Here is a 23,603-nt window from a genome sequence, read left to right as displayed (position 1 = left end):
CTTAGTGTTTAGCTAAGAGGAGTTATAGGTTCATTTATTCTGATGCAGCTTGTTCGTTGATAAAGCTTTCAGCAACAGTTGTCAAAGCGACGTCAGTGGCTTTTTCATTGTCAAGGGTGGTCTGCAGGAGCTCAGCTATATCGCTATGTCCCATATTTTGTGCAAAGACTACTAGTGTACCATAAGTGGCAATTTCATAATGCTCAACCTTTTGAGCGGCAAGGATTAGTCCTGCATCACGGATAAGCGTGCCTGCATCGGTATCTTCAATTATGCTATCTGCCTCTTTCAATAGACCTTCCATTGCATCACATTTTTTAGCCTGGGCTTTTTCCTCGAGTAGTTCGAATACTTTTTCCAGGGTACTGATGTGGTTATTGGTTTCGTCGGTATGCTTTTCAAAAGCTGTCGCCAATTCAGGACTGGTAGCTGCTTTTTTCATTTTTGGTAATGCCTTTACAAGGTGTTTTTCAGCCCAGTAAATATCTTTTAGTTCATCTACGAAAAAATCATGAAACTCTGAATTTTCCATTTTCCCTGTTTTTGTTTTTGTCTGGGCTTTTGTGCCAATTTTTGTTGTAGTTGCCATAGCTTTTGTTTTTTGATAGGTGTATGTTTTTGAAGTGAATATCTTTTTTACACAATCCAGGGACAATAACCAGCGGGGTTCTAATTTGTTTTTTTGATGTTTTATTATTGGGAAACTTAAGGCCGTTACTGATTTCAGAGCGCTCAAAGTAACCGTTTGGTTATTACGGTTAGGGACCATTCCTTTGATAATAAAAATTTGTTAGGCTGAAAGGTTTTAATGAACTGCTGTAAATCTGGGCTATTGGTTTCTTGATTTTTCATGGTAGTGTTTTTCTGCTCTAAATGGGATGGGGCTGGATGTATGGTGTGGGTTATAAATCCAATTGTATTATTTTAATGTATTTACACTTTCAAGGCTAAGGAGTTAAGATGATTTTTACCTTATTTTAAATAAGGTAGAAGTTTATTGATCAGCTTTTTGTTGTGGGTAACAATAAAGGCAGTTAATATTAGTGTTTAAGGAACGAGGTATAATCAAAAGTTTTTATACGCCAATATTTAACAGCGTCTAAGGTTTCTAATCGAACTGGCATTGCCCAACATCATCGCTGATTTTTAACACCTGGTCTAAACTTTATTTTTGCGAGTTTGTTCTAATTTAAAAATCTATTTATCTATGGAAACAAATAACGAAATTATTAACGACCTGAAAGGATTGGTTAATATTGTGAACGACGGAAAAGAAGGTTATGAATCTGCAAGTGAGGCTACAGATAGCATTGAGCTACAGGGGTTGTTTTTAAAATACTCTGCTCAGCGTGCTGGGTATGCTATGGAGCTGAAAGATCATATCGCTTTGCACGGAGGTGATTCTGAAAATGAATCGGGTGGTATTTTGGGTGCATTACACCGTACCTGGATTGATATTAAACAGGCATTGAGCAGTAAAGAAGATGTGGCGATTTTAAGCGCGATTGAGACTGGAGAGAAAGCGGCGATTGAAAAGTATGACCAGGCATTGGAGGATTATCAGTCACATGCGGACCATATTGAATTATTGCAAAGGCAGCGTACTGGGATCCTGGAGGCACTTAAAGAAATTGAAACTTACCATCAGCGATTAATCAGATAGGATGGTTTATTTTTATGTCAATGCTTCTGAATGATATTTACCTGGAGCGATCCGGGTTTTATTGTTTATTTTATGGCTAAAAAAAGTGCTGGTATACTGTTGTATAGGTTTGCAGGAAAGTTGAAGGTCTTATTGGTTCATCCGGGCGGTCCGTTTTTCCGAAATAAAGATAAAGGCAGCTGGACAGTGCCTAAGGGAGAGGTGATGACTGGTGAGCAGCCATTTGAAGCTGCCCTGCTGATGGTGTAAGGACGGTTACAGCGCGAAGGGCAGGTAGCCCATGTGATCGTCAGTAAGTGTTTTGATTTTACCAAGATGCTGGGCAAACTTGTGTAACGTGAGGCGGAGGATTTGCCAGTGTTGACTTTAGCTAGAGGAGATGAGAAATCTGCGCCTTATTCTTCTGGGGATAAAAGATCTAAAAGGGCTGAGCAAGCTCCAAAAGATGCTTTTCACGGTGGCAGGAATTTTAAATAGTGGTATTGACTAATTTAATGAAGATTTACCAGTAGTCTGGCGCCTGAAATGGCCCATTAATAGCTATTTATAGGGTTTGAACGCCGGGGCACAAGAAAAGTAAATTTGCGAAGCTATATTTACGGCATGAATTTACCTATGCGGATCAACTTTGATGAGAAGGACTATACCTACCTTATCTTAACTAAAGGAATTACAAAACTAACTACTGAAATTCAGATTAACCTGAATGATAAGGAGTATCAGCTGGTTTGTAATTCAAAAGGGGATTGGGATGCTGTTGATGCAACTGTAAACGATAACCCTGGACTGCTTAAAGCCATAGGTAGAAACATCAAACTCCGCTACCGGTTGTAATTTACTGGACTTTAATTAGTCTACTGGGGATTGCCCGGGCTGAGTACAGAAAATACTTTTTCAAACCTTTCCGCATTAAATTTAATACTGACCCGGAATGTATAGCCACCATAGTGAATTTCTTTGATGAAATCCTGGAAAACAGGTTTGATAAATTCAATGAATTTTGCACTATAAGCTTCAAAATCAGGTTCTATGAATTTCTCTTGATAGGCTTCATTGAATTCATAAAAATTGAAATTTATCGCATGTTCAGTGACATCTACAAATCTGGTTTTGTAGGTAATGTTGGAGTTTAATGCTGAATTAAGGCGAATGTAAGTGATGATTTTATACTGTAAAAGATCGATTGTATATGCTAAAGCTCTTGCTGCCATGATTAAAGAATTAGATTACAAGTATGCTAAAAATATTAGTAATTAGTGTCGATTATTTTTCTTTTTAACTAGAGAGCTTATAAAATCAAATTAGGATTAATCGATTATCTACCCTAACAATTATCCCAATTGATCAGGGCATTGATTTAGTGTTTAACATTATAGGTAGCAGGATTGTTCTTGAAATGTTAAATGAAGTTTTTGTGCTTGTCACGAATTTTGATGCGTTCCGCAGCTTCAGTTCTAAGCTCTAAAATAGTTTTTCTTCTTGAGGCCAGGATCCATTTTTTTAGTTCAGTTTTATTGAAATAGAGTCTTTTTCCCGGTTTACTGACAGGGATTTCCTGCCGGCTAACTTTGGTGTATAAGGCTGGTACAGATACTTTTAAGAATTCTGCGGCCTCAGTGATGCTGAGCAGTTGGTTTTCTTGCTGTTCTTTGGGTTGTAATTCATGCAGCAGTTCTTCCATTCGTTCAATTTTCTCAAATAACTGACGAACGACTTCCGGGAGTTTGTCAAAACTAAATGGTTCCATGGGCTGAGGTCTATATCTAATCTTAGATTCATCACAATAATGGTTTTTTAGAATGGCAAGAAATCCCATGTGGGATAAATTCCATAAGTTTTATGACATGATGAATAATGAGATATCAGTTCTTGTATCGTTTGGAATTTAAAGAACCTGAATTTTATGTTTCTGATTGTTCTGAGTGATCATCTTAGAAATCAATAGTGTTGAACAATAGTTTTTTTTACCAATTGGTGATTAAAATTTCTTCCTGCTTTTTGTAGGCAAATTTCTCAACAATTCCCTAACCGACAAGGCTAAACCCTTCGGGTTTTCTGGAAAAAATCTTCCCTGCTTGCTACGCTCACGAGGTTTTTTTTCTGAAAAGCCTTGTCTTGCTATGGAATTGTTTAGGAGCGGGGGCTTATCAAAAAGTCAGAAGGCTGCTGCCGACTGATTATCTAAAACGATTTGTTCGTTCTAGTGCTTCTGGGGCTTATTCGGATAAAAAGATGTAGTATCTGCACTCGCTCAGTCTCATCCAATATGCTGCACTTATAGGGTGTAATATTGGTCCAAATTTAAAAATTTCAGGCTCTCTCGCTACGATGTTGGTAATTACTAGCGCAAGGCGAAAAATTGGGAGGTCTTGATTTCTTTAAGGTCGGCATTTGGGCTACACCATTGCTGTTGCTGGTGGCAGTAACCGCTATATTTATCTTATATATTAAGTTTGTGATTGACATTATTTAGATATTCCATACTTTAAGTAATGAAATAGCATTTCCATCAAATTGTAAAAATGATAATGATCTTTTTAACAATTTTTCTTTGATCAGTAGAACACCTTACCTGTGACAGGGATAGGTGAAAGTCTCTTGTGTTGGTATGAAAGCCAAGTCGGATCTATCTTTTCTAATGTCCTAATCCGCTTGGATTTTCATTCCTTCATCCACATTTTTAGTGCATAGTGGTGGGTATTGTCAATTAGCCTATAGCTGGAGGGTATTTGTTTTAATGAACCATGGTAGGTAACTAACCTGGTGCCTGATGGCCTTTGATCTAACTGCTGATAAACATAGTTTGTATAGTAGCTATATAATAGGGCATTTGCTTCAATATTTTTATCAATACCCAGATCTGGCTTGATGTTTTCATAAAAGGAATTGAAAAAATAAAAAGAATCAAATAAGTCAAAATCCAACGCGGTTATATTATTGTGTATGAATTTTACATTTGGTAGCTCCAGTGTGTTTTTTACTGATTCGGCTAAATTAAATAAATCATTACGTTGCTCAACTCCATAAAACAAAGTTTCCGGTTCAAAGAAACCTGCCACGAGGCAAAACTTCCCGACGCCACTTCCAATATCCAGGACTTTCGAGTTTGGTCCGGATAGATATTCACTGGATTTTTTAGCAATTTCCAGTGGAGTCCAATGCATTTCTGATAGGTTTTGAATGCGCCTGGGGTATAAATAAATCGAAGCTGGTGTCTTTATCAAAATACACTACATTAAGAGAGTCAGTGTGCATTTAATGCGGTATTGGCTCCAATTAGACTTTTATAGGCTTCAGCTGTTAACAAGGATTCCTTTTCTATGGCTGTACTTACGAAAATCTTGATCAACCAGGTACTATATGGGTCTAGGTTTACTAACTCTGGTTTCTTTTCAACATCCGGGTTTACAGCAACAACTTTTCCGGTAACAGGCATAAATAAATCTGATACTGTTTTAACCGCTTCAACAGTGCCAAAAATATCTTCTTTGTGAACGGTCGAATTTAAAGTGGGGATATCTACATAAACAATGTCACCAAGTTCATTTTGAGCAAAATCGGTAATGCCAATTAAAGCATATTGGTCATCAAAACTAATCCATTCATGGTCTTTAGTGTAAAACAAATTGTTTGGGTATTCCATAGGGTGTTTGTTGTTAGTTAAGTTTATTGTTCTTTGTATTTTTTAAAGTTTTTGGCGAATTCATCAGCTAAGATTTTAGCGGCGATTTGATATTCGTTTTTATCAGCCCAGGTGTTTTCGGGGCTTAACAGATTTGAAGGAACTCCAGGACAGCTCATAGGGATTGCCAAGTCAAAAAGCTGGTGTGTTTTAAATTCGACATGCTCTAACTGTCCATTTAAGACAGCTGTAACCATAGCCCGGGTATATTCCAGTTTAATGCGTTCTCCGATTCCATAACTGCCACCGGTCCAGCCTGTATTAATCAACCATACTTTGATGGCTGTACTTTTAAGCTTTTCACCCAACATTGAAGCGTATCTGACCGGATGTAGTGGTAAAAAAGGCTTTCCGAAACATGCGGAAAAAGTAATCTGAGGTTCCTTAATTCCAACTTCCGTTCCCGCAACTTTTGAAGTATATCCAGAAATGAAATGGTACATGGCCTGTCGTACATTCAACTTTGAAATTGGTGGTAGCACACCAAAAGCATCTGCGGTCAGAAAAAATATGTTTTCAGGTGGTTTTCCTACACTAGGCTCAACTATATTCTCTATGGAATCAATAGGGTAGGCTGCTCTTGTATTTTCGGTAATAGAGGTATCCGTATAGTTTACGACTTGATGGTTTGGATAAAAGCATACGTTCTCTAATAAAGTACCAAACTTAATGGCATTAAAGATTTGTGGTTCTTTTTCAGGACTTAAATCGACACACTTTGCATAACATCCACCTTCTAAATTAAAAACAGAATTGGCATCCCATCCATGCTCATCATCGCCAATTAACTTCCTGTCCGGATCTGCCGAAAGTGTTGTTTTTCCTGTCCCGGATAGTCCAAAGAAAATAGCGGTATCCCCCCGTTCACCAACGTTTGCACTACAATGCATGGGTAATACATTTCTTTCTTGTGGTAAAATGTAGTTTAACACTGTAAATACCGCTTTTTTGATCTCCCCAGTATAGGCAGTTCCACCTATGAGAATGACTTTTTTCTTGAAATTGATCACCGTGAAATTTTCAGACCGGATGTCATTCTCTTTTGGGTTTGCCTTAAAGCCAGGTGCTGATAATATTACCCAATCCTCGCTGAATTCTGATAATTCATAAGTATTCGGTCTTAAGAAAAGATTGTAAGCAAAAAGGCTTTGCCAGGCGTGTTCTGTTACAACCCTTATTTTAAGTCTGTAGTCTTTAGCTGCACATGCAAATACATCTCTAACATAAACATCCCGACTTGATAAATAAAGCGTCACTTTCTTATAAAGACATTCATAGGATTGCTCAGATAGCTTATGGTTAACTTCTCCCCACCAGATGTTGTTTTCAGTCAGCTCCTCTGCTACGATATACTTGTCTTTTGGTGATCGTCCGGTAAACTTACCGGTATTGCAGGCCAAGGCACCTGCTGATGTGAGTTCACATTGATGATCACGAATTGAGTTGATAATTAAATCAAATGTAGAAATGTTCCAATAGCCGGATCTATCTCCATTAATGCCTAAATACGTTAATGAACGTTTTTCCCTGGTTTTCATAAAATGATTCATTTTTTTAAAGGAGTGGCTGATTAAGACAGTTGAAGTTGATTGTCGTATTTTCCAGCAGTTAGATTAAGTTTAATTTGTTTAAATACTTCCACAGTCCGCCCAACCTCTTCTGTGGTATGATTAGCTGTTGGAATTAACCTTAGAATGATCATTCCTTTTGGAACTACCGGATAGACTACTAACGAACAAAATATATCGTGGGTTTCCCTAAGGTCCCTCACCAATGCTGTTGCCTGGTCAATAGAACCAGTTAAGTAAACTGGTGTTACAGGAGATTGTGTATTGCCAATTTCCAGTCCTGCTTGTTTAAGTCCATTTTGTAGTTGTTTAGTGATCTCCCACAATTGAGTTCTGAGTTCTGGTTTTTCTTTAATCAAACTAAGTCGTTGATGTAGGCCGTATACCAGTGGCATCGGTAGCGCTTTGGCATAAATTTGAGAGCGCATATTGTATTTTAAATACTGTATAATTTCTTTTTTTCCAGAAACAAAAGCGCCAATAGCAGCGAATGATTTCGCAAAAGTGGCAAAATAAAGATCAATCTCATTCTGAACACCCTGAGCTTCACCGGTTCCGGCTCCAGTTGCACCCATTACACCAATACCATGAGCATCATCAACAAGGAAAGTAAAATCATACTGTTTTTTAAAGGCGCTGATTTCTTTTAATTTCCCGGTATCTCCACGCATACCAAAGACACCTTCGGTAATGACAAGAATTCCGCCTTTGTTCTGATCAGTTAGTTTTTTAGCCCTAATGAGTTGTTTTTCAAAATCTTGAATGTCATTGTGCTTGTAAACAAAACGTTTACCAATATGTAACCTTAAACCATCTATGATGCATGCATGTGATTCAGAATCATAAACCACGACATCATGACGGTCAAGTAGACTATCAATGATCGATAACATACCCTGATAGCCATAGTTAAGTAAAAATGTTTCCTCCTTTTTCACAAAGGAGGAAAGTTTTTCTTCCAGCATTTCATGGAGTATGGTGTTACCTGTCATCATTCTTGCACCCATTGGATAGGCGAGCCCATATTGTTTTGCACCTTCTTCATCCGCTTTCCTTACTTCGGTACAATTTGCCAAACCCAGGTAATTATTCAAACTCCAAACTAGTTTCTGTTTCCCGTTAAAAAACATTTGGTTCCCTAACTCACCTTCCAGTTTTGGGTAGGCGAAATACCCATGTGCATAATGTGCATGTTCTCCTAAAGGGCCGGGTTTTAATAAGTTCTTTTCTAATAAATTCATTATTTCAATTTTGTATGGATTGCTATTTATCAGTTGCTTGACTGATACTTGTCCGGGTGTTCCCGGATTTTTAGAAATACTTTTGTGAATCGGGTAGGTCTTCTTTTGAAGACCGGTTTGATTCTTTGATGTTGATAGCTATTTTTATTTATGCTCATTATGCTGTCTTTAGATTTTGTAATGATGGTTAGGGCTATGAAAGCTTAAACCATCAGGTATAAATCTTTTAATAGATATTGCCTTTTAAGGAAGATTGTCATGAGATGGGTCAATAAAAGAATAGAATTTAATCACATGCAAATCTATTGGTTAGATCAGAGTGTTTTACAGTAAGAAATCATAGATGAGGGTGATACTTATCAGTTTATAAAATAACCGGATCATTTTTCATGGCCTTCTTTTTTGATAGTTGCATGAAATAACTGGATTATCCCTACATTGGCTCGCTCTAGACATTTGCAATTTTTTACATAGCTTGCCAACAACATAATTTTCTATACGTGTAATAGGAGTAAAAGCTGTCATTGAAAATGCAATAAATAACAGCCATGTTAAGACACCTGGGGGCAAAACGTACGCCTCAACATAACCTTAAATTAGCAACTTTACTGGGACTAACCGCAGGATTCGTTAACGCAGAGGGATTTCTGGGCTTTGCAGTATTGACTACGAATGTTACCGGACATGCCGCTTTATTGGCTGAAAAAATTGCCCTTGCAGATTGGCATACTGCTCAGGTTGTTGCCTTATGGATGTTCCTTTTTTTAGCAGGTGCCTTCATTTCAAGCTTAATTCTTTCATTGACGGGGCATAACCAACGCTTTTCTTATTTCATTGCTATTTTTATTGAAATTATTATCCTTCTTTTTTCTGCGTTATATGGTCATCGATATGATGGAACTTTAGTTGCTAAAGAGATCTTTGCTGGCAGTCTGCTTTTTGCAATGGGCTTACAGAATTCTTTGGTATCTATGATTTCTGGTTCGATGGTAAGAACTACGCACCTGACCGGAACGTTTACTGATCTTGGTATAGAGTTAGCACAGTTGTTTAATAAAAGTAAACATGATCATCCAGCTCTTATCGCTAAGATAAAGCTTCGATTGGTCATTATATTTTTTTTTATGACAGGTGCAGTTGTTGGTGCATACCTTTTTCATCATTTCGGGTTTAAGTCTTTTTTTGCACCGATAAGCATTTTGATATATGCATTATTCTACGATATTTTTAGAATTAAGGCAAAACGATACTACCAAAAAACGGCAAATGCGATGAAGGGTCATTGAGCACCTGAGTATTTCCTAAACTTCCTCATTAGAATATTAAAAGATGATTATTATCAGTGTAGGTACTGATATCTTTCTGTGAAATAAGTACTTAATAAGGCTAATTTTACATCATGGAAATCATTAGACTCCATATTTAATTACAGGAATATGAGTGAAAAGGAAATACCTTCAAATGAAGATTCATTTTGGGCGAAGTATAAAAGTTTCGCAAGTACAGAGCTTTTAATGTACTTGATAATGATAATTGGAATTTTTCTTGGATTGATCATCCTGCTGTAAAGCCCCTTGTTTTTAAAAGTCATTCATTTTTCACGCTATTTTATCCTAATTATAATGGATACTGATCAGTATAATCTTATGGATTACGGTTTGTTGCCTTTGAACTATTACGTTGATGATTCAGTGTTCGATAGCTTTTTCCCGGAACGGATAAAAAAGATATCAAAAGTCCATTGGACCCCCTTGGCTATAGCAAAAAAAGCGGCTTCATTTTTAGCTCCGGTTCCCGGATCTAAAATCCTGGATATTGGGAGTGGCATCGGTAAGTTTTGTATTGCCGCCGCACATGCTCATCCTGATTCAGAGTTTCATGGTGTGGAACAGAGGAAAGATCTGTTTGATATGGCTATTGAAGCACAGCGAAGAACTGAGCTCGGTAATGTCCGGTTTCTTCATGGTAATTTTACAGAATCGAATCTCAGATACTATGATAGCATTTACTTTTACAATGCATTTGCTGAAAATTTAATCGACGTTGCGCGTATAGATGAGTCTATTGACTACTCTCCGGGTTTGTATGCCTATTATTCTAATTATTTATGCAAGGCCCTGGAAAATATGGCCAGCGGAACAAGGCTGGTTACCTACCATGGATATGTACATCATATTCCTTTAGGATATGAGCTGGTTGAACAAGATCTCAATAAACCTTTGAGAATGTGGATTAAAAAATAAAACTGTTTAATAAAAACAATATCAAAATGACTTTAGAAAATTATTCCTCCACAGTTTTAAAACAACTTGCTGAAGCACAAAATTACCCACAAGTGGAGACGATTATTACTGATGCTGTAAACCAGCTTGCAAATAAAAGTTATCCTGTTATTGAATACGTGAATGAACTGGAAAGGAAAATAGAGAATTTATCTCCATTAGTTTTAAGCAGTACCCAGTTTAGTTGCTATAGATATGCGCTTGTGTATCTGCATAATTATGTTGTGTTTCCAGAATAGGATCTTCACGATATGTAAATGATAAATGATATGGAAATTAAAAAAATTAAAGTTGTAAACCCCATCGTTGAGCTTGATGGAGATGAAATGACACGTGTAATCTGGAGATTTATTAAGGAAAAACTGATTCTTCCTTATCTGGAACTTGACATTAGGTATTTTGACCTTAGTATTGAACACCGTAATACAACATCAGATCAGGTAACCATTCATGCGGCTGAAGCAATTAAGAGATATGGCGTAGGGATTAAGTGTGCTACAATAACGCCGGATGAGGATCGTGTCAAAGAGTTTAAGCTTAAACAAATGTGGAAATCGCCTAATGGAACGATTAGGAACATTCTTGATGGAACCGTATTCCGCGAACCTATAGTTATTGACAACATCCCTAGACTAGTTTCAAACTGGACCAACCCGATCTGTATAGGACGACACGCATTTGGAGACCAGTACCGTGCTACCGATTTTTTAACCAAGGGCAGCGGAAAACTGACGATTACATTTAAACCAGACGATGGAAGTGCGGAAGAGTCGCATGAGGTATACAATTATCAGGGAGATGGAATTGCAATGGCCATGTACAATATAGATGAAAGTATTTATGGCTTTGCAAGGGCTTGTTTTAATCAGTCCCTGACAAAAAAATGGCCACTTTACCTTTCTACAAAGAATACAATACTGAAAAAATACGACGGTAGGTTTAAGGATGTTTTTCAGGAAATTTATGAAAATGAATTTCAGGATATGTTTTCTGCGGCGGGTATTACCTATGAACATCGTCTGATTGATGATATGGTTGCCTCTGCTTTAAAATGGAATGGTAATTTTGTTTGGGCATGTAAAAATTATGATGGTGATGTGCAGTCTGATGCTGTAGCTCAGGGTTTTGGTTCATTAGGTCTGATGACCTCCGTTCTGATTACTCCAGATGGAAAAACGATGGAAGCTGAAGCGGCCCATGGTACCGTTACCCGGCATTACCGTGAACATCAGCTTGGGAAACCCACATCAACAAATCCTATTGCCTCTATTTTTGCCTGGACAAGGGGATTAGCGTTTCGGGGCAAGTTGGACGACAATAAGGAACTGATACAGTTTTGTGCTATGCTGGAAGAGGTTTGTGTGGAGACTATTAAATCGGGTAAGATGACCAAGGATCTGGCAGTCTGTATTCATGGGACAACAGTAGAACACGGAAAAGATTATCTATACACCGTGGAGTTTTTAGCTGAATTAGATGGAAATCTTAGAAATAAGTTTGAACGACAATGAATAAATCACAGTCCTACGCATTAAGACATGCAAAATGTCCAAGATGTAGAGTAGGAAATATGTTTTCTAATAGTATGTACGGATTTCATGTTCAGCACATGAACGATTGCTGTTCAAATTGTCATTACCGGTTTGAGCGTGAGCCAGGTTATTTTTATGCCTCGATGTTTATCAGCTATGGAATGAATGTAGTAGAAATGCTGCTGGTTTGTCTGCTAACCTATGGCGTTACCGCAGACCTTTCCTCTTTTTGGTTGTACGGTGGCGTACTTATGAGCGGAATTGTCATCTTGGGACCTTTTAATTTTAGATATTCAAGGGTTATTCTACTCTATTGGTTGACTCCGGGAGTAAGATATGAAAACAAATGATAGGATCCATCCACATGCATGTGATAGGCTGATTGTAAATCAATTGTACAAATCATATGTATGTATCAGGTTTATTATGTTGTATCTTTGCGGGATGAGCTTATCAGGCATTTTTCCGATTGATAAATGGAGTTTTACTACTCAATCTATTGTGTCTATCCTTTCAGCCGAAGACTATAGCTTTTTGATTGGTCGCCAGGGAGAACAGAGATATCAAAAAGGAGAAATTATTTTTAGAGAGGGTGTAGTACCTTATGGAATATTTTTTATTCATCAGGGTAAGGTTAAAAAATATAAGGTTGATCCTGGCGGAAAAGAGCAGATTATTTATGTTGCCAATAAAGGGGAGCTGATTGGTTATCATGCTGTTTTATCTGAAGAACGGTATCCTGACTTTGCTGCTGCGATGGAAGATAGTATGATCAGTTTTATCCCTAAGGATGACTTCTTAACGGTTTTAAATACCTCTCCGATATTTGCAAATCGCTTACTGAAATCTTTGAGTCATGAATACTCAGTTCTTGCTAATAATATTTCTGTCTTTGCGCAGCGTAGTGCAGTCGAAAGACTGGCAATTGCGCTGATTGTAATGCGTGAAAAGTTTAAAATTGAGACTGAAGAAGGCAAAGAAATAATTATTGATATTTCTAGGACTGATCTGGCTAATATTGCCGGTATCGCAAAGGAAAATGTAATTAGGTTGTTAAAGGAGTTTAAAACAGAAGAAATCATTGAAACCGAAGGTAGGAAGATTCGGGTTATAGATATCGAAAAGCTCATCGCCCGCTCCAACTACAAATAATCACTATCCATTATATTATTATTCAATTGTGTCTGCTTAATTTTTTTAGGACTTTAAGGGGCCTCTGGTATTTTAGAATTAATCGATTTAAGCGCACATCAAGTGGTCACTGGTTGAAAGGAAGTAGGAAGTTTATAACCTAATAATTAAGGATACCTGAACCGTAATAAATACCTATCTGTAAAACTATTTAAGTAATCGGCTACAAAATAATGTCCTTGTCATACTCCTGTTAGCGGGACCCTTAGACCAAAAACTGATCCTGCTATTAGATAACTTGGGATAAACTTGTCGATCCTAAACGATGGGGTATATGGAATAATCATATAATGATCAGTAAGGAACAATAATTCAACTTGATGTAAATCAGTGTGATCTATGATGTTGATCATTATCAGCGAATTTTCATTATCTACATTTGATGATACAACAGTGATAAGCGTATGTTCAATTTATTTTCACGCGAAATTCCATAAAAAAACTATTATGACAACAATTAAAAACATACATCCTTTAAGTGCTGTAGTTCTTTTCGACCTTCTAAAAAGGGAATTTCCAGATTATATCAACACTAAATTAGATGCTATGCTGAATATAGACTTCGTCCATGTTTATAATGAGATCAATGTGCTGTTTCCTGATATAATTGCTGGAACTGCTTTAACAATTAGTGTGTCAGATCAGGAGATTACAATAACTGACAATGGACCTGATAATGACTTTAAAACCGCTTTACTTGAAGAGCATTTAACCAATTTTATCCAGATGAAAGCAGGTTAATCGTTGGACCAAATAAATGGCCTGTAAAAAATTATTTGTTAGTTGACCAAATACTAAAAGGGAGCTAATGCTTGCAGTTATTAGAAATTATGAGAAAATTGAAAAAAAAGGTGGTATTCATCACCGGAGGAAATTCAGGTATTGGAAAAGCTGCTGCTCTTGAAGCTGCACGAGAAGGAGCGATAATTGTTGTGGCTGACCTTGAAAACAAGGATCACCTGGAAACGGTTAATGAAATAAAGGCATTAGGAGCCAGATGTATGTTTGTTCCAATTGATGTGTCAGATGTGGAAAGCGTTAAATTGGCTATCCTTACGACTGTGGCAGAATTTGGAAGATTGGATGTAGCTTTTAATAATGCAGGTATTGGCGGAACTTATTCCGGGATACATGATATGCCTGAGGCTACTTGGGACAGGTTGATCGCGGTAAATTTAACTGGCCAGTTTTATTGCGTAAAATATGAACTGCAGCAGTTTTTGAAGCAGGGTGGAGGGGTAATTGTAAATATGTCCTCGCTTGGTGGATTGAAAGCAGAACACGGTTTAGTACCATACACAGCAGCCAAACATGGCGTTTTAGGCATTACCAAAAATATAGCGGTTCAATATGCTGCACAAAATATCAGAGCGAATGCACTTTGTCCATATTATGTGGAAACTCCATTATTGGCTGAGGCTCCAGAAGCCATTCACCAAGCCTGGATTGATGGAACCCCCTCTAAGCGTCTTTGTACACCTGAAGAAGTGGCTAAAGCATTTATTTATCTAGCCTGTGATGACTCCAGTTATTGTAATGGGACACAAATTATTCTGGATGGCGGAGTAATGGCTTAGTTAGTTCTTCATTTTCGCAAGCCTTTCCAGATCCAGTACAGTAATGGTTATCCCTTCACGTTCTATTAATTTTTCGTTACGGAAATCTGATAGGGTTCTGCTTACCGTTTCGGTAGCCATACAGGCCATTGCTGCTAAGTCTTCACGGGTAATGCTGAAAACGTCTTTTTTGATAATCTGTTGATGGTACAGGCGAAGAATGGCTCCAGCCATTTTTTTTCGGACGGAATCATAAGCCAGCTGGAGGAGTTGTTCCTCTTTTTCCCGGTTGTCATTGGATAAAAGATGAATGAACTTTCTCGCTACTTCAGGATAAAGGTTGATGACTTTTTCAAGTTCTTCCATAGGGATCAAACTGAGTGTGCTATCCTCCACTGCTGTAGCAGTATCACTATAGGTGCTTTTTCCTAAAATGGCATTGATGCCCAGGTAATCTCCGGTCGCATACATACCGGTCATCAATTCACGACCATCCATTGAAAGTTTAATGGTTTTGATCTTACCCTGGATGATCAGGTAAAGGCCTTTGCTATGATCTGCCTCATAGTAAACAACTTGGTTTTTTCTGAATTCACGGCTTTTGTGGCCTGTTATGATCTTAGTGAATTCTGCCAGGCCATCGGTTTTGGCTACCAGCACTTTGAAATCATTAGCCATGTTTTGATTTTGGAGCTGAAGATGGGCTTTTTTTCTTAATCTGACATCTATGGCATTAAGTAGTTCAATGTCATCAAAAGGTTTGGTTAGGTAATCATCTGCGCCCATTTCCATTCCCTTGCGCAGGTCATTGTGCTCGGCTTTGGCTGTTAGAAAAATGAAAGGAATTGCTGAGGTTTCTGTGTATTTATTGAGCATATATAATACCCCGTATCCGTCAAGTTCAGGCATCATGATATCGCAGAGAATGATGTCTGGAATGTGTTTTAACGCCATTTCTACGCCAATCTTTCCATTGTCAGCTTCAAAAACCGTGTATTTGGCCATTTCCAGGATTTCAACTATGTTTCCCCTTATGGCGTCGTGATCTTCAATGATCAATATTTTTTTGTTCATGATTGGGGAAATGTGAGGGTGAAAAGTGTACCTCGGTTAATTCTGCTTTTGAAATCTACTTTGCCATTCATCAGCTCAGTATACCTGGAAAGTATACTTAATCCAAGCCCATTGCCAGAGATCTTTCCCGTGTTATGTGCCCGGAAAAATGGCTCGCAAAGATGTCTCTGGTCGTCTAAGGGTATTCCAATGCCATTGTCACAAATTCTGATGCTGCAATTATTTTCATTGATCTTGGTATAGAATTGTATAGAACTTTCTTCCCCGGAGTATTTTATCGCATTGTCAATAAGTATAACGATGCAGTTTTTTAACAAGGTCTGATCCAATGTGATCATAAATTCTGGGCCCCTATGTACATATACTATCTTTTGTCCACCTTTTAAAGCGATCTGCATCTCTTCAGCGATTTCTGCAGCGAAATCAGCCAAATTAAAATAACTGAATTTAGCTTGTACTTTCCCGGTATCCAGTTTTTCCAGGGATAGGAAGTCATTGAGGATTGCAGTAACATTCAGTACAGCATCTTTTATTTTGTCTACGTGTTTGCTGATGTTTGGATTGTCAAAAGGAAGTGCATGTCGTTCAATAAGTGATGCAGAAAGCTGTACCATACTCAAAGGTGTTCGGAATTCATGTGATGCAATAGAAACGAACCGACTTTTAAGCTTTCCTAATTCTTGTTCTTTTGCCAGGGATAAGTTTAGTTCCTTTTGGGTTTGTTCCAAAGTAAAAACAGTATTGTGCAAATTTTCCAGGGATAAATTCAATTCAACCTTGGTTTTTTCCAATGCTTCAACCGTTTCCCGAAGGGAAAGCGTTCGTTCCTGCACCTGATCTTCGAGTAAAGCGGCATAATCCTGGAGTTGTGATTCGGCTTCTTTTTCCCTGCTCAGGTCATGAATAAAACCAGCATAAATAATTCTTCCTGAGTATTTAACTTCACTGACGCCCAGACGAAAAGGAAATGTACTGCCATTCTTTTTTAAGCCTGTTAATTCTCTGCCAATACCAATAATGCTGGCTTTAGCAGTTTTTTTATAATGAAAGAGGTAACCGTTATGATTTGTCCGGTCTGGTTGTGGCATGAGCATGGAGACGTTTTTTCCAAGAACTTCCTGTTCAGTATAGCTAAATAGTCTACAGGCTGAGGGATTAATGGACTCAATTATTCCCTGGTCATCTATGGTAATCAGACCGTCTATCGCATTATCGATGATCGCTTTAAGCAGAACGGTATTTTCCATAAAATTGGTGGTTACAGATTATTAAACCTGTGCTATAATGACAATCTGAAGGCCATTTTGTTTTAATTAGCTGTTGGCTGATGATGGGGGTCACGATTTCCCTGGTGTTTGATCATGTCATAGCAATAGCTCAATGCCGAGATTTGAATTCAGACAATTGTCGATCAACTCAGATTCGCGATTGATTCCCTATAATAAATGCATCATTCAAATACCATCGGTGGTTATATTCTTGTACTCAATTCGGGTTCTTCGAGTCTTAAATTTAGTCTGTATCATCAACATAGTATGGAGCTGGAGTGGTCTGGATCTATAACTGGAATTGGTGATCAACAAGCTAAATTGCTGATAAGTGATTCGGCAGGTAAACTTTTACTGAGCAAAGAGGCACCTTATCTTAATTTGGAGATTGCTGCGGCCGAGTTGATAAATAGGTTAGATTCATTATCAGCTCGCTTTCCGATTCAGCATATTGGATATCGGTTGGTACAGGGTGGTCCTATACATAGAATGCCTGAGGTAATCAACGAAGATCTGATTAAGGTTCTTGAGTCCTACACTTATCTTGCTCCAAATCATCTGCCTGAGGAAATTCAGCTAATTCGCATTTTTCGAGAATCATATCAAAAAGCGATCCATATAGCCTGTTTTGATACATGTTTTCATCAAAATATGCCCTCCGTTGCTAAGTTTTATGCTTTGCCCCGGGCTTTTAGAGATCAGGGGTTGATGCGTTATGGCTTTCATGGCCTTTCTTATGAATTCATTATGCAGGAGCTTGGCAATAAAACTAAGGATATTGAGCAAAAGAAAATAATTATTGCCCATTTGGGCAACGGTGCAAGTATGGCTGCGGTTTCCGGGGGATAGGCCAGGAAACAACGATGGGGATGAGTCCGATAGGTGGCTTGGTGATGAGCACACGATCAGGTGATCTGGATCCGGGAGTAATCTTGTTTTTTTTAAGGAAATACGAAATGACACCTGCACAATTAGATGGATTGTTCAGCAACTCTTCAGGGCTGAAAGCAATCGCTGGTACAGGGAATATGAAGGAGTTGATCAATAGGCGGTTTTCAGATCCTCAGGCTCAGGAAGCCATTGATGTATTCTGTTACCAGGCGAAAAGGCAAATTGCTGCACTCGCTGCAGGTTTAGGAGGATTGGATATTTTGATTTTTACAGGAGGTATTGGAGAAAATGCTCCCCTTATCCGGGAACAAATCTGCAGGGACATGGTATTTATGGGCATCAAGCTAGACCCTGCTCTCCATCAGACCTCAGAGGATATCATTTCTACTTTAGATAGTACTGTTAGTGTTCAGGTGATCAAAACAAATGAAGCCTGGATGATTGCAAAACATATAGACCATATCATCAATACTAATTTAAAAAACTAATTTATGGATACCCTATCAGAGCAGCATCTTAAAAAAATACACGCCTATTGGCAGGCGGTTAACTATCTTTCTGCCGGGCAGATCTATTTACAGGCTAATCCATTGTTGAAAAGGCCATTAAAGCCTGAGGATATCAAACCCCGTTTATTAGGTCACTGGGGTACTTCTCCGGGTTTAAATCTAGTATATGTACACCTGAACAGGCTGATCAAAGCGCGTAATGCTGAGCTGCTTTATGTTTGCGGACCTGGCCATGGTGCACCGGCAGTGGTAGCGCATACTTATCTGGAAGGAACTTATTCGGAGGTTTTTCCTTCCGTTAGTCAGGATGAAGCAGGTATGCTGAAGTTATTCAGGCAGTTTTCTACACCGGGTGGGATACCAAGTCATGTCAGTGCGCATACACCAGGCTCCATCCACGAGGGGGAGAACTAGGATATTCTTTGATGCATGCTTTTGGAGCAGTGTATGATTATCCTAATTTAATTGCAGTATGCGTAATTGGTGACGGTGAGGCAGAGACCGGACCACTTGCTGCCAGCTGGAATTCAAAAGCTTTCCTGAATCCGGTAGGAGACGGTGCAGTGCTGCCCATCTTACATTTGAATGGTTATAAAATATCAGGACCCACCGTTTTTGCCCGTATGGATGATCAATCTTTAAAAGAATTGTTCAGCGGATATGGATATGAGGTATTCTTTGTTGAAGGAGATGATCCCATGAAGGTACACCGCCAGATGGCCTCAACGCTGGATGTAGTCTATAAGAAAATAAAAGAGATACAGTTGAATGCCCGCGAAGATGGAATCATTCATGACTTTAAATGGCCAATGATGATCTTAAGGACTCCAAAAGGTTGGACAGGTCCTAAATCATGGAAAGGTGTACCTATTGAAGGAACATTTAGAGCGCATCAGGTACCCTTGGCTGGCGTGAAAGAGGATTCAGCAAAATTAAAGATGCTGGAGGACTGGATGCGCAGTTACGAACCTGAAAAATTATTTACGGCTCAGGGAAACCTGATTCCGGAATTGGCAGAACTGGCTCCTGTAGGCCATCAACGCATGAGCGCATCGCTATATGCAAATGGTGGGATGTTACTTCAGGAACTGATCCTTCCGGACTTTAAAGATTATGCCCTTGAATTAGCTCTCCCCACTGAACTTGAGGCAGAAAGCACCCGTAATCTGGGTAAGTATCTTCGCGACGTCATAAAGCTAAATAATAAACATCAGAACTTCCGGTTGTTCTGTCCGGACGAAACCAGCTCGAATCGTTTGGAAGCTGTCTTTGAGGCTACCAACCGCTGTTTTATGGAGAAGACAATCCCGATCGATGAAAAACTTGCTCCAGATGGACGTGTAATGGAAGTTTTAAGTGAACACCTGTGTGAGGGATGGCTTGAAGGATATATTTTAACGGGCAGACATGGACTCTTCCCCTGTTATGAGGCATTTGTAACCATAGTCGATTCTATGGTCAGCCAGCATGCCAAATGGCTGAAAACTACTGCTGAACTTCCCTGGAGAAAGCCTATCGCTTCATTGAATTATTTACTGACTTCACATGTTTGGAGGCAGGATAATAATGGTTACAGTCATCAGGGGCCTGGTTTTATTGATACGGTTGTTAATAAAAAGAGTACGGTTATCAGAATTTACTTTCCACCAGATGCGAATACTTTACTTTCTGTCATGGATCATTGTCTGCGGAGTAAGAATTATGTCAATGTGGTGATTGCGGGTAAACAGCCAGAGCTTCAGTGGTTAAATATGGAGCAGGCGATTGAACACTGCGCCAGAGGTGCATCTAACTGGGAATGGGCTGGCAACGAAAATGGTAGTTTTCCTGATGTCATCTTAGGTTGTGCAGGTGATGTGCCAACGCTTGAAGCAGTTGCGGCAGTTTCCATCTTAAATGAACATCTGCCCAAGCTTAAAGTACGCCTGGTGAATGTGGTAGATTTAATGGGCCTGTCTCCTAGGGCTTACCATACGCATGGGATGAGTAAGGAGCAGTTTAAGCTACTTTTTACAGATAGTGCACCGGTCATCTTTGCCTTTCATGGTTATGTACGCATCATTCATGATTTGGTTCATGGTAGACCCGATCCTGCACGGTTTCATGTTCGGGGTTTTATGGAAGAGGGGACAACAACAACTCCTTTTGATATGGTCGTATTGAACCAGATGAGCCGCTATCATCTGGCGATGGAAGCAGTGCGTAGAGTACCTGCAATGCAGGAGCATGTAAATGATTTCGTTCACTTCTGTGAAGCAAAACTAGCTGAACATAGCGCATACATCTGTAAAAATCTGGATGATATGCCTGAAATCAAAAACTGGAAATGGAAAATGAAATAACCTATCCCCTGGAAAGAAGTTATGCGCTAAGTGTCGCTGAGGTGTGCAAGGCGCTAAACACCGATGAGACCTCAGGGATTATACATGCAGAAGCCGAAAAACGAGCCTTGAAATTTGGGTTAAATATTTATCAAAGCCAAAAAAAGAAAAGCATCTGGATGATGCTTATCGGACAGTTTAGCAGCCCAATTGTGTATTTGTTATTTGTCGCTGCCTTCGCATCCATGTATTTTGGAAATGCGATAGAAGCTATTTCTATCCTGGTGGTTATTTTTCTGAATGCGCTCATTGGTTTTTTTATGGAGTTGCAGGCCCGGACGTCGATGCGTGCATTAAAAAAAATGGATCAGGTCTTTTCCAAAGTGATCCGGCATGGGAAGACCAAAGAGTTGCCAGCAGAACAAATCGTTCCAGGAGATCTGATGGTGCTGGAAGCGGGGGATATGATCCCGGCCGATGGGCGGATAGTTCAGTTCAATCAATTGCAATGTGATGAATCTCCTCTTACTGGTGAATCTTTTCCTGCACTGAAGCAACTTGAAGCCATAAATGGAGCGGTTGAACTGGCAGACAGGATCAACATGGTTTTTAAGGGAACTGCTGTAATGAATGGCAATGCTAAAGTGGTCGTTACCGGCACTGGAGAAAATACCGAGTTGGGGAGAATTACCTCGATGGTGGATCGCCCAGAGGCGACCACTACACCACTGGATTTGAAGATTAATAAGTTAACTAAAAAGTTGATTTGGATTACTTTAGTGATGACTGGGCTATTTTCTCTTTCGGCGGTGCTGGAAGGAAAGTCTTGGTTATTGATTCTTGAAACTTCAATTGCCCTGGCGGTAGCTGCTTTTCCTGAAGGACTGCCTATCGTTGCCACCGTTGCTTTGGCCTATGGGATGTTGCTTATGGCCAGAAAAAATGCAATTGTTAAAAAACTGTCTGCAGTTGAGACTCTTGGTGGGGTAAATGTAATTTTCACAGATAAAACAGGCACTTTAACAGAAAATAAGATCTACGTGGAATTACTTGGCTTTCCAGATGAAGTTTTGCAGGTAGCTATTGAAAAAGGAGTGTTGAAATATTTGAACGGTTTAGGTCAAAGCGGCGGGGAGAATTTTGAAAAGCTGATCCTGATCGGAGCTTTATGCAACGATGCATCGTTGGAAGATAAAGAAAGCGGAAAAAAGGCTGTCGGAGATCCGGTAGAGGTAGCCTTACTTTATTTGACGGAAGCTTCAGGTGTCTCTTCGGAGCAGCTGATCGCTGAATATCCAAGACTTGCCGAAACTCCTTTCAATGCTGAAACTAAAATGATGGTTACACTAAATGAACATCAAAATGGGGATTTTGTTGCTGCCAAAGGTGCTGTTGAAAGTATACTCGAAAGGTGTACCCAGATTCAATCTGGTAAAGAAAAGCTACCCTTAACTCCGGCTCAACGAACCGGCATAATTTCAGCTGCTGAAAAGATTTCGGCTGATGGGCTGCGTGTATTGGCTTTTGGATATAGAGAGGCTCCAGAAATTTCAAAGGAGCATTATCTTGAGGAATTGGTATATGTAGGTATGGTTGGTTTTTTGGATCCACCAAGGTTAGCTGTTAAGGGCGCTATTGCGACCTGCCGGGTAGCCGGAATTAAAACGGTGATGATTACGGGAGATCATCCCATGACTGCATTGAATATTGCGATGAAAACCGGTATCGCTACTAAGGATGATCAGGAAGTGATCAAGGGAAGTGAATTGCCAGATATGAAATCACTTAGCAAACAATGGCGTAAGAAAATTCTTTCCGCAGTGGTTTTTGCCAGAACTACGCCCAGGCAAAAACTGGAAATCGTAGAAGTGTATCAAAAAGCGGGGTATCTGGTTGCGATGACTGGAGATGGGGTAAATGATGCGCCCGCACTTAAACAAGCGGATATTGGGATTGCGATGGGATTAAGGGGCACTCAGGTTGCTAAGGAAACAGCGAGCATTGTGCTGAAAGATGATTCTTTTGTTTCCATAGCAAGGGCAGTCGCTCATGGCAGGGAGATATTTCAGAACATACAACGCTTTGTAATTTATCTCGTTTCCTGTAACCTGAGTGAGATTTTTATTGTTACACTTTTAGGTTTTCTGGCACCTCAAACCATATTACTTCCCTTACAGATTCTTTTTTTGAATATGGTCACTGATGTCTTTCCAGCACTTGCGTTAGGCCTTGGAAAGGGAGATCCGACAGTGATGGAGAAATCACCAAGAGATCCAAAACTAGATATCATCTCGAATAAAAACTGGCTGATCATCGTGCTGTATGCAACGCTGATCACTGGATCGGTAGTCTTGGCGGTATTCTATTGCCGTGCATTTGTATCAAATGATCCTAAGGTGCTTAACAATATTGCTTTTATTACGCTGGCCTTTGCTCAGCTCTTTCATGTTTTCAACATGTCTTCTAATCACTCTGGAATATGGTCAAACGAAGTCACTAAAAACAGGTTTGTATGGCTGGCACTGTTGTTATGTTTCTTCCTGATATTTTTGGTTTACTTATTTCCACAGACACACGTTGCACTCAATTTATCTATATTTTCTATTGATGCATGGATGGTAGCCATTATGGCCAGTTTGCTTCCTTTGGTTGTGGTTCAGATTTATAAGATCCTTTGGGGAAAGAGAAAAAGTACTTCCCCGTAAGGTTGGACTGATCTGATGACGAGTGTCTTATGTGGAGATGATTCATATCATTTGAGATGCCCCCAATTACACAGACCTTTAGACTTTATCTATCTAAAATAGCTATGAATATGAATGACT

The 23,603-nt window shown here is 39.2% G+C and carries 23 protein-coding genes and 1 pseudogene; 15 read left to right on the top strand and 9 right to left on the bottom strand.

Going from position 1 to position 23,603, the window contains the following annotated elements; genetic code table 11:
* Positions 1-34 precede the first annotated feature (34 nt).
* Positions 35-589 (bottom strand): YciE/YciF ferroxidase family protein, encoded by a 555-nt coding sequence (locus AQ505_RS17240; RefSeq protein ID WP_062551087.1) that lies wholly within the window; start codon positions 587-589, stop codon positions 35-37.
* Between the two features lie 618 nt (positions 590-1,207).
* Between AQ505_RS17240 and AQ505_RS17235 the strand changes: the two genes are divergently transcribed.
* The 3 genes from AQ505_RS17235 (at position 1,208) to AQ505_RS17225 (ending at position 2,497) form a co-directional block, all read left to right on the top strand.
* Complete coding sequence (locus AQ505_RS17235) at positions 1,208-1,663, top strand: ferritin-like domain-containing protein (RefSeq protein WP_062549313.1); 456 nt, start codon at positions 1,208-1,210, stop codon at positions 1,661-1,663.
* Between the two features lie 72 nt (positions 1,664-1,735).
* The gene (locus AQ505_RS26700) at positions 1,736-1,912 is read left to right on the top strand and encodes an NUDIX domain-containing protein (protein WP_231634918.1); all 177 of its coding nucleotides are present in this window, start codon (positions 1,736-1,738) and stop codon (positions 1,910-1,912) included.
* A 354-nt stretch (positions 1,913-2,266) separates the two neighbouring features.
* Positions 2,267-2,497: a hypothetical protein gene (locus AQ505_RS17225; RefSeq protein ID WP_062549311.1), complete on the top strand. Its 231-nt coding sequence runs from the start codon at positions 2,267-2,269 to the stop codon at positions 2,495-2,497.
* A gap of 20 nt (positions 2,498-2,517) precedes the next feature.
* Here the strand turns inward: AQ505_RS17225 and AQ505_RS17220 are convergent, their stop codons facing one another.
* The 6 genes from AQ505_RS17220 to AQ505_RS17195 form a co-directional block, all read right to left on the bottom strand.
* Complete coding sequence (locus AQ505_RS17220; protein WP_062549310.1) at positions 2,518-2,874, bottom strand: hypothetical protein; 357 nt, start codon at positions 2,872-2,874, stop codon at positions 2,518-2,520.
* A gap of 188 nt (positions 2,875-3,062) precedes the next feature.
* Positions 3,063-3,410 carry a helix-turn-helix domain-containing protein gene (locus tag AQ505_RS17215; protein ID WP_062551086.1) on the bottom strand — a complete coding sequence of 116 codons (348 nt, stop codon included), beginning with the start codon at positions 3,408-3,410 and terminating at the stop codon, positions 3,063-3,065.
* 913 nt (positions 3,411-4,323) lie between these two features.
* Complete coding sequence (locus AQ505_RS17210) at positions 4,324-4,827, bottom strand: class I SAM-dependent methyltransferase (protein WP_062549309.1); 504 nt, start codon at positions 4,825-4,827, stop codon at positions 4,324-4,326.
* An 80-nt stretch (positions 4,828-4,907) separates the two neighbouring features.
* The gene (gene gcvH, locus AQ505_RS17205; RefSeq protein WP_062549308.1) at positions 4,908-5,306 is read right to left on the bottom strand and encodes a glycine cleavage system protein GcvH; all 399 of its coding nucleotides are present in this window, start codon (positions 5,304-5,306) and stop codon (positions 4,908-4,910) included.
* Positions 5,307-5,329: 23 nt separating this feature from the next.
* Complete coding sequence (gene pckA, locus AQ505_RS17200) at positions 5,330-6,883, bottom strand: phosphoenolpyruvate carboxykinase (ATP) (protein ID WP_197286213.1); 1,554 nt, start codon at positions 6,881-6,883, stop codon at positions 5,330-5,332.
* 32 nt (positions 6,884-6,915) lie between these two features.
* Positions 6,916-8,154: an aminotransferase class I/II-fold pyridoxal phosphate-dependent enzyme gene (locus AQ505_RS17195; protein WP_062549306.1), complete on the bottom strand. Its 1,239-nt coding sequence runs from the start codon at positions 8,152-8,154 to the stop codon at positions 6,916-6,918.
* A gap of 548 nt (positions 8,155-8,702) precedes the next feature.
* Between AQ505_RS17195 and AQ505_RS17190 the strand changes: the two genes are divergently transcribed.
* The 8 genes from AQ505_RS17190 (at position 8,703) to AQ505_RS17155 (ending at position 14,736) form a co-directional block, all read left to right on the top strand.
* Positions 8,703-9,440, top strand: coding sequence for a YoaK family protein (locus tag AQ505_RS17190; RefSeq protein ID WP_062549305.1), 738 nt, complete (start codon positions 8,703-8,705; stop codon positions 9,438-9,440).
* Positions 9,441-9,905: 465 nt separating this feature from the next.
* Positions 9,906-10,397, top strand: a complete 492-nt coding sequence (locus AQ505_RS17185) for a methyltransferase domain-containing protein (RefSeq protein ID WP_197286212.1) — start codon at positions 9,906-9,908, stop codon at positions 10,395-10,397.
* 26 nt (positions 10,398-10,423) lie between these two features.
* Positions 10,424-10,675 carry a hypothetical protein gene (locus AQ505_RS17180; RefSeq protein WP_062549303.1) on the top strand — a complete coding sequence of 84 codons (252 nt, stop codon included), beginning with the start codon at positions 10,424-10,426 and terminating at the stop codon, positions 10,673-10,675.
* Positions 10,676-10,705: 30 nt separating this feature from the next.
* The gene (locus AQ505_RS17175; protein ID WP_197286211.1) at positions 10,706-11,947 is read left to right on the top strand and encodes an NADP-dependent isocitrate dehydrogenase; all 1,242 of its coding nucleotides are present in this window, start codon (positions 10,706-10,708) and stop codon (positions 11,945-11,947) included.
* Positions 11,944-12,318 (top strand): hypothetical protein, encoded by a 375-nt coding sequence (locus tag AQ505_RS17170; RefSeq protein WP_062549302.1) that lies wholly within the window; start codon positions 11,944-11,946, stop codon positions 12,316-12,318. The genes AQ505_RS17175 and AQ505_RS17170 overlap by 4 nt, the downstream gene beginning before the upstream one ends.
* Positions 12,319-12,412: 94 nt before the next feature.
* Positions 12,413-13,120 (top strand): Crp/Fnr family transcriptional regulator, encoded by a 708-nt coding sequence (locus tag AQ505_RS17165; RefSeq protein WP_062549301.1) that lies wholly within the window; start codon positions 12,413-12,415, stop codon positions 13,118-13,120.
* Between the two features lie 486 nt (positions 13,121-13,606).
* Positions 13,607-13,900 (top strand): hypothetical protein, encoded by a 294-nt coding sequence (locus tag AQ505_RS17160; protein WP_062551084.1) that lies wholly within the window; start codon positions 13,607-13,609, stop codon positions 13,898-13,900.
* Positions 13,901-13,989: 89 nt separating this feature from the next.
* On the top strand, positions 13,990-14,736 hold the full coding sequence (locus AQ505_RS17155) for an SDR family NAD(P)-dependent oxidoreductase (protein ID WP_157262445.1): 747 nt from the start codon (positions 13,990-13,992) through the stop codon (positions 14,734-14,736).
* Here the strand turns inward: AQ505_RS17155 and AQ505_RS17150 are convergent, their stop codons facing one another.
* Positions 14,737-15,789, bottom strand: coding sequence for a response regulator (locus tag AQ505_RS17150; protein WP_062549299.1), 1,053 nt, complete (start codon positions 15,787-15,789; stop codon positions 14,737-14,739). It lies immediately after the preceding gene.
* Entirely contained in the window at positions 15,786-17,036 is a 1,251-nt protein-coding gene (locus tag AQ505_RS17145) for a PAS domain-containing sensor histidine kinase (RefSeq protein ID WP_062549298.1), read from the bottom strand. The genes AQ505_RS17150 and AQ505_RS17145 overlap by 4 nt, the downstream gene beginning before the upstream one ends.
* Positions 17,037-17,234: 198 nt before the next feature.
* Between AQ505_RS17145 and AQ505_RS27095 the strand changes: the two genes are divergently transcribed.
* The 4 genes and pseudogenes from AQ505_RS27095 to AQ505_RS17125 all read left to right on the top strand — a co-directional run bounded on the left by AQ505_RS27095 (position 17,235) and on the right by AQ505_RS17125 (position 23,483).
* Entirely contained in the window at positions 17,235-17,906 is a 672-nt protein-coding gene (locus AQ505_RS27095) for a hypothetical protein (protein WP_082461603.1), read from the top strand.
* Positions 17,907-17,926: 20 nt separating this feature from the next.
* Positions 17,927-18,436 carry a hypothetical protein gene (locus AQ505_RS27090; protein WP_197286210.1) on the top strand — a complete coding sequence of 170 codons (510 nt, stop codon included), beginning with the start codon at positions 17,927-17,929 and terminating at the stop codon, positions 18,434-18,436.
* Positions 18,437-18,439: 3 nt separating this feature from the next.
* Positions 18,440-20,799 (top strand): annotated as a pseudogene (locus AQ505_RS17130) (phosphoketolase family protein).
* Positions 20,784-23,483, top strand: coding sequence for a cation-translocating P-type ATPase (locus AQ505_RS17125; RefSeq protein WP_062549295.1), 2,700 nt, complete (start codon positions 20,784-20,786; stop codon positions 23,481-23,483). The pseudogene AQ505_RS17130 and the gene AQ505_RS17125 overlap by 16 nt, the downstream one beginning before the upstream one ends.
* Positions 23,484-23,603 lie beyond the last annotated feature (120 nt).

Origin of the sequence: Pedobacter sp. PACM 27299 (assembly GCF_001412655.1) — a bacterium.
GTDB lineage: Bacteria > Bacteroidota > Bacteroidia > Sphingobacteriales > Sphingobacteriaceae > Pedobacter.
The sequence above is the reverse complement of the archived record's forward strand: the minus strand, read 5'-3'. Positions and strand labels throughout refer to the sequence as shown.

Bases quoted from the DNA above. Each gene is read 5' to 3' on its own strand.
- AQ505_RS17240 (WP_062551087.1), bottom strand. From the start codon at position 589: ATGGCAACTACAACAAAAATTGGCACAAAAGCCCAGACAAAAACAAAA.
- AQ505_RS17235 (WP_062549313.1), top strand. From the start codon at position 1,208: ATGGAAACAAATAACGAAATTATTAACGACCTGAAAGGATTGGTTAAT.
- AQ505_RS26700 (WP_231634918.1), top strand. From the start codon at position 1,736: ATGGCTAAAAAAAGTGCTGGTATACTGTTGTATAGGTTTGCAGGAAAG.
- AQ505_RS17225 (WP_062549311.1), top strand. From the start codon at position 2,267: ATGAATTTACCTATGCGGATCAACTTTGATGAGAAGGACTATACCTAC.
- AQ505_RS17220 (WP_062549310.1), bottom strand. From the start codon at position 2,874: ATGGCAGCAAGAGCTTTAGCATATACAATCGATCTTTTACAGTATAAA.
- AQ505_RS17215 (WP_062551086.1), bottom strand. From the start codon at position 3,410: ATGGAACCATTTAGTTTTGACAAACTCCCGGAAGTCGTTCGTCAGTTA.
- AQ505_RS17210 (WP_062549309.1), bottom strand. From the start codon at position 4,827: ATGCATTGGACTCCACTGGAAATTGCTAAAAAATCCAGTGAATATCTA.
- gcvH (WP_062549308.1), bottom strand. From the start codon at position 5,306: ATGGAATACCCAAACAATTTGTTTTACACTAAAGACCATGAATGGATT.
- pckA (WP_197286213.1), bottom strand. From the start codon at position 6,883: ATGAAAACCAGGGAAAAACGTTCATTAACGTATTTAGGCATTAATGGA.
- AQ505_RS17195 (WP_062549306.1), bottom strand. From the start codon at position 8,154: ATGAATTTATTAGAAAAGAACTTATTAAAACCCGGCCCTTTAGGAGAA.
- AQ505_RS17190 (WP_062549305.1), top strand. From the start codon at position 8,703: ATGTTAAGACACCTGGGGGCAAAACGTACGCCTCAACATAACCTTAAA.
- AQ505_RS17180 (WP_062549303.1), top strand. From the start codon at position 10,424: ATGACTTTAGAAAATTATTCCTCCACAGTTTTAAAACAACTTGCTGAA.
- AQ505_RS17175 (WP_197286211.1), top strand. From the start codon at position 10,706: ATGGAAATTAAAAAAATTAAAGTTGTAAACCCCATCGTTGAGCTTGAT.
- AQ505_RS17170 (WP_062549302.1), top strand. From the start codon at position 11,944: ATGAATAAATCACAGTCCTACGCATTAAGACATGCAAAATGTCCAAGA.
- AQ505_RS17165 (WP_062549301.1), top strand. From the start codon at position 12,413: ATGAGCTTATCAGGCATTTTTCCGATTGATAAATGGAGTTTTACTACT.
- AQ505_RS17160 (WP_062551084.1), top strand. From the start codon at position 13,607: ATGACAACAATTAAAAACATACATCCTTTAAGTGCTGTAGTTCTTTTC.
- AQ505_RS17155 (WP_157262445.1), top strand. From the start codon at position 13,990: ATGAGAAAATTGAAAAAAAAGGTGGTATTCATCACCGGAGGAAATTCA.
- AQ505_RS17150 (WP_062549299.1), bottom strand. From the start codon at position 15,789: ATGAACAAAAAAATATTGATCATTGAAGATCACGACGCCATAAGGGGA.
- AQ505_RS17145 (WP_062549298.1), bottom strand. From the start codon at position 17,036: ATGGAAAATACCGTTCTGCTTAAAGCGATCATCGATAATGCGATAGAC.
- AQ505_RS27095 (WP_082461603.1), top strand. From the start codon at position 17,235: ATGCATCATTCAAATACCATCGGTGGTTATATTCTTGTACTCAATTCG.
- AQ505_RS27090 (WP_197286210.1), top strand. From the start codon at position 17,927: ATGAGTCCGATAGGTGGCTTGGTGATGAGCACACGATCAGGTGATCTG.
- AQ505_RS17125 (WP_062549295.1), top strand. From the start codon at position 20,784: ATGGAAAATGAAATAACCTATCCCCTGGAAAGAAGTTATGCGCTAAGT.